Raw genomic sequence first — 8,855 nt, forward strand, 5'->3', positions numbered from 1 at the left:
TGGAGGTTCCGGCGTCAGGCACCTGCCGCACTCGGCACCGTCACGCTCGGGCGCACCCCGTTCGAGATCCTCAGCCGGCAGCCGCCGGTGGACCGACAGGTGGTCACTCAGGGAACTCGCGCCAGCCCCGCGATGGCGGCCAGGATCGCCGCCACCACGCCGTCGACGGCGAGGGGGACCATGCCGATCCAGTAGGCGGGGATCGGATCGAGCCGATAGAACACCAGATAGCAGGCGAGCCCGACCAGCGTCGCGATCGCTGTCGCGACAATCCAAGCGGATGCCGCCGGCGCCCTCAGTGCGCCGGACGTCCGCAACGTGATGCCGGCAGTGAGTTGCAGGGTGGCCCAGACAATGATCAGCGGCAGCTCGGTGGTGATGCGCCGGTGGGCGACGCTCGAGGTGAGGTAGAGCAACAGCGCACCGACCAACACCCCGCCGACGATCGTCGCTCCGACCGCCCGCGATGATGCCTTCGGGAGAAGAGCTGCGATGCCGACGGCCAGCAAAACCAAGCCGCCGAGCCCGCCGAGCACGGCTCCCGCGAGGAAGAGCCCGCCGCCGGAGGAAGTCCGCGCCGACGGCCGGAACGCGATCGTCCACCAGACGAGGTAGCACAGGCTGCAGAGCACGAGCAGGAGCTCGCCGATCACGATCATCCGCGGGCCGCCCTTCAGTGCCTGCCACCCACCCATCGCTTCACCCTAGTCGCGAGATCGGGGCGGGGTGAGCGTCTCGGCGTGCGAGCGGCGCGCGAACAGCCTGCCGCGGTGACCTTCCGCGAGTTGATGAGTCGGTGGCAACCGAGGTGGACGAGCCTTCGAGCGCCCGCGGTCTCGTCGGCTTCCTGCGCCGTAGGTCATCCTTGCCGACGCCGATCCCGGGTGTCGTCAGCCGGGTGGTCGGCGCCGGTGCGGTCGACCCGAGTGACGAGCCGGGAGAGCTCGATCCGGGAGGCCGTGCCCGTCTTGCGCAGGAGATTGGAGATATGGGACGAGACGGTCTTCTCGCTGATGAACATGGATCGGGCGATCTCGGCGTAGGTCGAACCTCGGACGACATGCTCGAGGATTTCGCGTTCACGAGCGGTGAGGCCGGGCAGCACGGCGACGGCTGGTTCCTGATCGGGCTCGACGAGGTCCATCCGAGCGACCCGGGTCAGTTCGCGGAGCTCGTCGAGGATGGGTTTGGCCCCTAGCTGCACCGCCAGCGCGTACGTGTCGTGCACCACGCGGCGTGCCTCGACTCGCGGTACCTGCCCGCTCGCGAGCATGGCCTCGGCAGTGCGCCAGCCGGCGTACGCGCGCAGCCACGGCGCTCGTCCGCTCGCGGCCGCGTCTCTGGTCGCCTGCCAGCGCCGCGCAGCCGACGCATCATGCCGTGCGCGGGCAACCTCCGCCTGGTACCAGCAGGTCAAGACCGACGATGGGGAAGCCGGGCGGGGATCCCAGGAGACCGCGCCGACGGTCGGATAGCGCTCGACGAACCAGCTCAGCTCGGCAAGGATGGCTGTCGTGGAGCGGCCGGCGCCGCGTGCATCCTCGGCCGAGTCGGCGAGTGCACGCGCCGCCAGCGGGACCAACCACTCGCTGAGCACGGGCCACGGACCCGTGCCCGACAATCCGGCGACCGTTGCCTCGTAGGCCTCAGTGGCTCGCCGGTTCGCCAACAGCACCTCGGTGCGCACCGTGGCATACGGGAAGTTGAGGTAGCGCCGCGGCTCGTCGACCAGCTCTTGCGCCCGCTCGAGATGTGCGACGGCTTCGTCCAGCCGGCCCTGCCAAGCCGCGAGCCGAGCCGCGGTCAGTCGGGCGGTCACGTCGGCGAACGACCCCGGGTCGCCGCCGAATGTCACCCTCAACCTGTCTTGGCACGATCGCCAGTCCCCACTCCACAGCGCCGCCTCGGCCTCGGCCGCGGCGAGCCGGGCGACGTATGTGTGCGGCGCGCCGTTCTCGACCAGGGCACGGCGCCGTCGGCCCACCCAGAGCGCGGGATCCTCATCCGTGGTGCGCGTGAGCCCGTAGCGCTCCCAGAGCGCGGCCATGACGAACCCGATCCATTCTCGACCCAGGACGGCCTGGTCGAGCGACTCGCGGGCGTACTCCAGTGCGGCGACGCGGTGACCGGCGAAGGTCTCCTTCATGGCGTTGGCGGCCAACGCGAGACACAGAGCGCCGGGATCGCGGGCCTCGCGGGCGATCTCCAGCGCGAGCTCGGCCAGCCGGGGCGCCTCCGGGTCGCCCGCCCACAATCCGGTGTGGGCCGTCTCTGCGAGCGCCTGCGCGTACTGCCAGGAGGTCGGGTCCGTGGCAGCCAGCTCCACCGCTCGGCGTACGTCGTCGGTCTCGGCGAAACCGAGGCCGATGGTGTAGCGCAGGAGCATCCGCCGGACGAGCAGAGCACTGACGAGCAACGGCTCCTCCCCGGCGTCCATCTGTGGCAGAAGATCGTCGAGCGCTGTCAGTTCCTCCTGATCGGCCCCACGGTCGTGCGCGGCCCGCCACAGCCACTGCCGCAGCTGACGGATGCTGACGGCGTCGTCGTCCACTCCGTCGGTCCGTAGCTGCGCGGCCCGCTGCAGCAGCCGGAACAGCTCGGGGGAGCTCTGGGCGCTGCCGGCCACCTCCCAGCTCCGCAGTGCCCACCGGTACGCCCGGTTGCGATGACCGGCCGCGTCGTGGTGGTCGGTCAGTGCAATGGCCAGGTCCAAGGTGAGTGGTCGACCAGCCTCGACGACTGCTTCGTACAGCTGCGCGTATGCGGCGTGCCAGCGTCGGCGTTCGGCCGTGCTCACGTCGTACTCCAGCACCTGAGCAGTCAATGGATGGTCGAACCAGTATCGATTGCTGTCGCCGAGGACGAGCACTCGCGCGCGAGTGGCGTCCCGCAACGCCGGGAGCACTTCCGGCCAGCCCAAGGACGTACTCACCCGTTGCAGGTCGTCGGATGAAATCGGCCGGCCACCGACCGCCACGAGACTGCTCAGATCGCGTGCAGGCTCGTCGAGGGCAGACCAGACGCGTCGGATCGCCGTGACGAGATCGGTCGGGAGATCGCCCGGCAGCCGGCGTTCGTCGGGGGTCAGACCTTGGACGAGCAACCGATTCCAGTAGGGGTTGCCCTCCGTGGTCCGCCACACCTCCTCGACCAGGCTCTGGTGCGGCGCGGCGCGGAGCAGCGCCGCCAGCTGGGCTTCCGTTCCCGGCCGGTCCAGGCCGGTCAGGGCGAGTTGCCCGACCCGCGGGAGACGCAGAACGTCGGCCAGCCACCGCTGCAGCGGATGGTCGCTCGGCAGACCCTCGCGGCGCACCGTGGCGAGCACGACCACGTTGCGATCGCGTGGGCCGGCGGCGAGATAGACCAGCACATCCAGGGTGCTCTGATCCGCCCACTGCAGGTCGTCCAGCAAGATCACGACAGGGTTGTCCGTGGCCACGCGGTCGATCCATGCGTCGAACGCCGCGGGGGCGCGCTCGGGAACCTCCAGCTCCCTCATCAGCTCGTCGGCGCCCGGAGCCGCCGTGGCACGGAGCGCAAGCCGGAGGGGATGCAAGGGCACGCTGATCGCCTGTAGTGGCAGGCAGTTTCCGCTCACGAGCAGGGGTGGCGGGGCGGTCCGCCGTACGGCCTCACGGGCGAGGCTGGTCTTGCCGATGCCGGCGGCACCGGTGATCAACAGCATCGCCGACTCACCGGCGACCGCGGCCGAGACGATCGACTGGACTGCGGCCAGTTCACGACCCCGCCCGACGAGGAGATCACGAGCCTCGGTGATCAGCGACACGCGACATTCTCGCACCACCTCCGCGGCGGGCCTGTCTGCCCGCCGAGCGGGACGAGGCCCTACCGCCGGCTCACCCAGGACCGGTGGATACGAAGCTGAGGGGTTGCGCCGCCGATCTGAGGACCGCTGCCTGATGTCGGCCGGGACCAGCTGACAGACGCTGGTCATACACCGAAGGAGGAGTCGCCATGATCGACAGCACGACCGGCCGGATGATCCCCGACCAGCAGGCTCTCAGCAGGGCCGCGGCCCAACGGTACGCGCGGTTGAGTGCCGTGGCGGAAGGCCGAGGCCGCCCGGTCGGAACGGTCTGTCGGCGGCGGGCCGCGAGACCCGGACGAGGCGCATTGCTGTCGTTCGACCAGGCCGCTCGGACCCTGCGGGTCACCAACCGCTCCTATGTCGGGGTGCGGCCGATCCCGGTCAGCATGATCGTGGGATCGGTCGGTCGCAGTCAGGATCTGGACCGGCACTTCAGGTGGCGGCACGGGCTCTCTTCGAGCCGTCTGGAGAGCTTGCGCGATGCGTTCCCCGACGGGGACGTACCGGCGATCCAGGTCTTCCAGCTCGGCGAGGCGTACTTCATCCAGGACGGGCATCATCGGGTCGCTCTCGCCATCGAGCGGCGTGCGGAGTTCATCGACGCGCAGGTCACGTTGCTGGAGACCAGTTACGAGGTCGGTCCAGACGTCGACGTCTGTGGTCTGGTCCAGACCGAGCAGCAGCGCTCGCTGCTCGAGAGCAGCGGGCTGAGTGTCGCTCGGCCCGAGGCGCGCATCGTGTTCACCCTCCTCGAGGGATATACGGAGGCGAGCGATGTCATCAAGGCATACGGGTACGAGCTCGCCCAGGCTCGAGGATTTCTACCGTCGCCCGAGGTCGTCGCCGCGAACTGGTACGACGAGCTCTACTTGCCCGCGGTCAGGGCAGCGCGCCGAGCGGGGCTGCCGGAGCTGTACTCCTCCTGGGGATCGACCGACGGCGACCTGTTCTTGTGGCTGTACCAGATTCGACGAGACCTCCGGTCGCTGGACGGCGCAGCCGACTTCACCGCAGCCGCTCGGCGTGCGCGCGAACTGCACCTGGGTTGGCGACGCAAGCGGGACCACCTCCGCCGCGGCGGGCGGCCGCTACCGAGCCGAGGGAGCGGCACACCGACGGCACACGCGGTCGACAGCTGGTAGCGCAGGACATGCGGGCTGCCGACGGCGGACGGCCCGTGACCGGGAGGCGCCGAGATGAGATCGCTGCTGAGCAGCCCACTCGGGCTGGGCCCCACCAAGATCCAGCCGCGGCAAGGGGCCGCGGCCGAAAGAAGGGAACCGACCATGCCATTGGTCAACGTGCGAGTGATCGAGGGAGTCTTCACCTCCGAGCAGAAGCAAGACATCATCGCCAAGGTCACCGACGCAATGACGTCGGTCGAGGGTGAAAGCCTGCGGGATGTCACCTGGGTCGTTATCGACGAGGTTCAGAGCGGCGACTGGGGAATGGGCGGTCGCGGCGTGACCACCGCGGACGTCCACGCCCTGCAACGCCGGCCGATCGCGGCATCGAGCTGACCGAAGCGATGTGCGTACGGCGACCGCGGCGTCGGTCGGGAGAGCACTCGAGCGGGAGCCATCTACGTCGTGCAATGGGGTTGGGAAAGGAGCCAGCCCCGTCGGGTGCGGCCCAATGCAGTGAACCCGATGGTCACCGCAAATGCTTGACCGTCGGTGTCGCGGTCGTCGACGTAGTGGAGTAGGCGGTCGACGTGTCCGAGCTGCCGCTCGGCCGCGGCGCGACGCAGTGCCAGTCGCTGCGGTGGAAGCTCGACTACTTAATCGCGCTCGACCTGCCGTTCCGCATTGATCCGTGGGGTCCAGAGCCGCGCGACCCGATCGACCCGCCGCGCGGATTCGACTTCGATCTCTTCGAGGCGGTGCTGCTCGGCGCCGGAGTCCATCGGGCGCGCGAGGAGTTCGGCCGCATTGAGAAGCCGCAGTCGCTGCTCAAGGACGACGGTGCCAGGCTCGAGGCCGTGTTCCGCGAGGGTTTGTCGCGCGGAATCGAAGTCTTCCGCGAGGAGTTCAACGCAGGTTGCGGCGAGACGGCGCGGCTGCTCGAACGGCTTAACTAGAAGGGCACCTCTCTGTGTCAAGTCGCTGGCGTGAGCGGGGGTAGTGTCGGTATCGGTGGGCCTGGGAAGTGACTGGTCCGAAGAGTCGGTGTGGGGGTTGAGCCGACCGCGCTGGATTGCGTAGCCGCCCCCTGGTGTCCTCCCAGGTCCGCTGTAGTAGGTCACCCGCGTCCTTCGGAGCTGGCGGTAGACGACGTCGGAGAGGCGTCGTTTCAAGCAGCGCAGAGCTTCTTTGTGGCTCTTGCCGTTGGCTCGTTTGCGTTGGAAGTAGGTCCGGCCCGGCCCGTCGATGCGGATTGCTGGTCGGCATCCGGGCCGAGAGCCGACGGTGGGAAGACGGCACAACGGCGGTGGTGGGTGGGTGACATGGGGGCCCGTCGCAATAGCGGCTTGCTTTTAACGATCACGACGGAAGCGTCAGAGAAGGCGGGCCGCTCGTGTAGTGTCGTCCGGAGGTCCAGTATTAGGGAGGTGAAGTGCTCGTCGACGCGATCCTCTGCAATTACGCCGAGGCAGTGAACAACCAGCTGTACATCGCGGGAGGCGGAATTGACGTGGTGCAGATTCCGGCCGGCATGGAGCCTCCGCTGGGAATTTCCCTCGCTATCGGAATCATCATCACGATTCCGTGGAGCCAGACGGATCAGCGGCATGACGTCGACATATCGCTGCTCGAGCGGGTCACTGGAATCGTGCGGGCGCCCACGGTAGACGGAGGGAGCGAGCCCATTTCTATGGAGTTATCGTTCAACCTTGGCCGTTCTCCGGATCTCACTGACGGCGACCACCAGCATGTCTGCCTTGCCGCCAATCTGCCAGGGCTTCCCATCCCGGCCATCGGCAAATACGAACTACTTGTAAGGATCGACGGTCAGACTAGGCGTCGCCTACCGTTTCGGGTGACCAGCATCGCGGAGAGCTGATGCAGTATCGCCGGCACTGACTTGTCGTTTGCACTGGTGAGCGATCAGGTGTCGCGCAAAAAGTACTCGATCTGCATCCGCAGCGTCAGGTCCCGTCCTGCCGATCGCTCCGCCATGTCCGTGAGAAGGGCAAGCACCGCGGGACGCGCCTCAGACGCTCGCAACTCACGGAGCACGAAGACTATGTACACGGCCTCATCGAAGCCGCTGGCGGGCAGCCTCTCGACGAGAAGGGGCACGATGTCCTCGCCATAGGAGAGGAGCTCCAGCGTCAGGTCGTTGTGGAGAACGCCGGTGTACGGTCCACCCCGGCTCGGTCCTTCCACCGGAACCCGCGACAACTTGGAGAGCAGTTCCTCCACTCTCTCCTGATCCCAGTCTTTTGCGGTCATTCAAGACTCCAAGATTCCTGGTTCAGGCGGTGACGGTGTTGACATTCTTGCCGGGAGTGAAATCAATGGTCCATCGCCATGTACGGTAGACCGAGTCCTGCATGCACGGTCCCCCTCGAGAGTGAAAACCGGTCCGAAAATCGATGTAGCCCTTCTCGCCCGGTCCGGCGCGGGGAACGTCCGCGAAGCTTACCAACGAGGGCAACGCGCCCCCCGACTTGGAGCCGTACTGGAGATTCCAACCCGTCACGGCGTACGGGTCTCCCGCATTCAGAACCGGCTCACTGTAAGTCGAACCGTTGGTGACTGAACCGGCCGCCCTCCCGAGATAGGCCGCAGTTCCGTCCAAGAAGGCTTGATTGGATCCGCCATGTGTCATGGTCTGCGAGACGCCGAGGCTCGACGCCTGCGAGTACGTCGCATAGAGCTGAACCTTATAACCGCGCCCATCAGGACCCGCACTTCCCGGCGAGCTCACGCCGCTCCAGGACAATCCACCCGAAAGGTAGTCGTTGACGGTGTAGCCACCCCGCAATGCACCTGAAGTCAGCGTCTCTAACGGCCCGTTCACGCAGCCCATCCCAGTCCCCACACCTTGGGCGCGCTGCACTTCGGTGGTGACCCGCGTCAGTCCTCGTTGGAGCGTGCCAGCCAGCTCCTCACTGCGCTGATCACCGGTCACCGTCAGCGGCCGCACCGACCGATTCTCTCCGTGGCGCCCGACTGCGCCCGCCGCCGCCGTCACGAGTCGGCTTACAGCGCGGTTACCGGCTCCGCGCTGAAGCGCGAGGAGCTGAGCGGCCGTCGGGCCGCTGCCCGTTGGCGGATTAGGCGGAATTCGCTGCGGCACGCTGACCTGGGCACTCGGAACCGATACCCGCCCACGTTCTTCCGACCCCGGCGCCGCGACCAGCGCGCTCTGCCGGTTAGTCATAGTGACGCACTCCTCACCCCTAGGCCAGTGCCAGGTTGGTTCTAGCCTCCAGCCCGGCGCATCAACTCCCATTATCAGATCCTCAGTCGATTTCGAGCAGGTTTGAAAGGGCAAGCGTTCGGGCAAGATTCGGGGTGTCAACGGCCAAAGGCTCCCGTTCGGCCCGGAGCCATTGCTCGCAGCCCATGGAGACCTCGGCGCACACTTTGTTGAGCGGACGGCTTACGGAACCTGCTAGCCGCGGTTCTCAGGTCGATCGGCGGCTGGTGCGTTGAAGACTTCTTTGGCGGTGGTGATGGCGCACATGGCGCGTGGCCAGCGGCATAGAAGGCGAGGTAGTGATGGCGCTTCATTTAGCTCGGTCTCGGGGAGTCCGTTGCTCCTGGCGATGGTGAGTGGGCGCGGAGCTGGTCGGTGCTGCCGTCAGTGATTAGGGCGGCGCAGGTGATGAGGCTGCGGGCGCGGCGGGCGAGGTCGGGCCGGTTCCAGATGTCGCCGAAGTGACTAGCAGCGATCTGGAAAGTCGGTGTGAGAGAGTCCGTCCTGGGTCAGCATGCGAGATGGCCCGAGGGCGCATTTAGGGCGCATCGAGTGTTGAGGGCGCTTCTAGCCTCGTGATTTCGCCTGGTGGGGGTGTCAACGGCCAGTTTCTGGTCCCCGCTGGTGGCCAGGTGAAAGTCCCCGCTCCGCGTTCGTG

The 8,855-nt window shown here is 67.3% G+C and carries 8 protein-coding genes; 4 read left to right on the forward strand and 4 right to left on the reverse strand.

Annotated elements, in window-relative coordinates; translation table 11 throughout:
* Positions 1-107 precede the first annotated feature (107 nt).
* Together ABD747_RS26235 and ABD747_RS26240 are read right to left on the reverse strand one after the other, a co-directional pair.
* Positions 108-695, reverse strand: coding sequence for a hypothetical protein (locus tag ABD747_RS26235; protein WP_344810112.1), 588 nt, complete (start codon positions 693-695; stop codon positions 108-110).
* A 164-nt stretch (positions 696-859) separates the two neighbouring features.
* Positions 860-3,787, reverse strand: a complete 2,928-nt coding sequence (locus ABD747_RS26240; RefSeq protein WP_344810113.1) for a helix-turn-helix transcriptional regulator — start codon at positions 3,785-3,787, stop codon at positions 860-862.
* Positions 3,788-3,975: 188 nt separating this feature from the next.
* Here ABD747_RS26240 and ABD747_RS26245 point away from each other — a divergent pair, with 188 nt between their 5' ends.
* From ABD747_RS26245 to ABD747_RS26260, 4 genes are all read left to right on the forward strand, one after another.
* Positions 3,976-4,971, forward strand: a complete 996-nt coding sequence (locus ABD747_RS26245) for a hypothetical protein (RefSeq protein ID WP_344810114.1) — start codon at positions 3,976-3,978, stop codon at positions 4,969-4,971.
* A gap of 54 nt (positions 4,972-5,025) precedes the next feature.
* Complete coding sequence (locus tag ABD747_RS26250) at positions 5,026-5,349, forward strand: tautomerase family protein (RefSeq protein WP_344810115.1); 324 nt, start codon at positions 5,026-5,028, stop codon at positions 5,347-5,349.
* A gap of 194 nt (positions 5,350-5,543) precedes the next feature.
* Positions 5,544-5,909, forward strand: a complete 366-nt coding sequence (locus ABD747_RS26255) for a hypothetical protein (RefSeq protein WP_344810116.1) — start codon at positions 5,544-5,546, stop codon at positions 5,907-5,909.
* Positions 5,910-6,385: 476 nt separating this feature from the next.
* Entirely contained in the window at positions 6,386-6,832 is a 447-nt protein-coding gene (locus ABD747_RS26260; protein WP_344810117.1) for a DUF6941 family protein, read from the forward strand.
* A 44-nt stretch (positions 6,833-6,876) separates the two neighbouring features.
* On the opposite strand, the gene ABD747_RS26265 is transcribed toward ABD747_RS26260, so the two are convergent.
* Together ABD747_RS26265 and ABD747_RS26270 are read right to left on the reverse strand one after the other, a co-directional pair.
* Positions 6,877-7,224, reverse strand: coding sequence for a hypothetical protein (locus ABD747_RS26265; protein ID WP_344810118.1), 348 nt, complete (start codon positions 7,222-7,224; stop codon positions 6,877-6,879).
* A 22-nt stretch (positions 7,225-7,246) separates the two neighbouring features.
* Positions 7,247-7,921: a hypothetical protein gene (locus ABD747_RS26270; RefSeq protein ID WP_344810119.1), complete on the reverse strand. Its 675-nt coding sequence runs from the start codon at positions 7,919-7,921 to the stop codon at positions 7,247-7,249.
* Positions 7,922-8,855: the final 934 nt, after the last annotated feature.

The organism is Microlunatus ginsengisoli, from assembly GCF_039537205.1.
Classification (GTDB): Bacteria; Actinomycetota; Actinomycetes; order Propionibacteriales; family Propionibacteriaceae; genus Microlunatus; species Microlunatus ginsengisoli.

Coding starts and splice junctions, on each gene's coding strand:
- ABD747_RS26235 (WP_344810112.1), bottom strand. CDS start 695: ATGGGTGGGTGGCAGGCACTGAAGGGCGGCCCGCGGATGATCGTGATC.
- ABD747_RS26245 (WP_344810114.1), top strand. CDS start 3,976: ATGATCGACAGCACGACCGGCCGGATGATCCCCGACCAGCAGGCTCTC.
- ABD747_RS26250 (WP_344810115.1), top strand. CDS start 5,026: ATGAGATCGCTGCTGAGCAGCCCACTCGGGCTGGGCCCCACCAAGATC.
- ABD747_RS26265 (WP_344810118.1), bottom strand. CDS start 7,224: ATGACCGCAAAAGACTGGGATCAGGAGAGAGTGGAGGAACTGCTCTCC.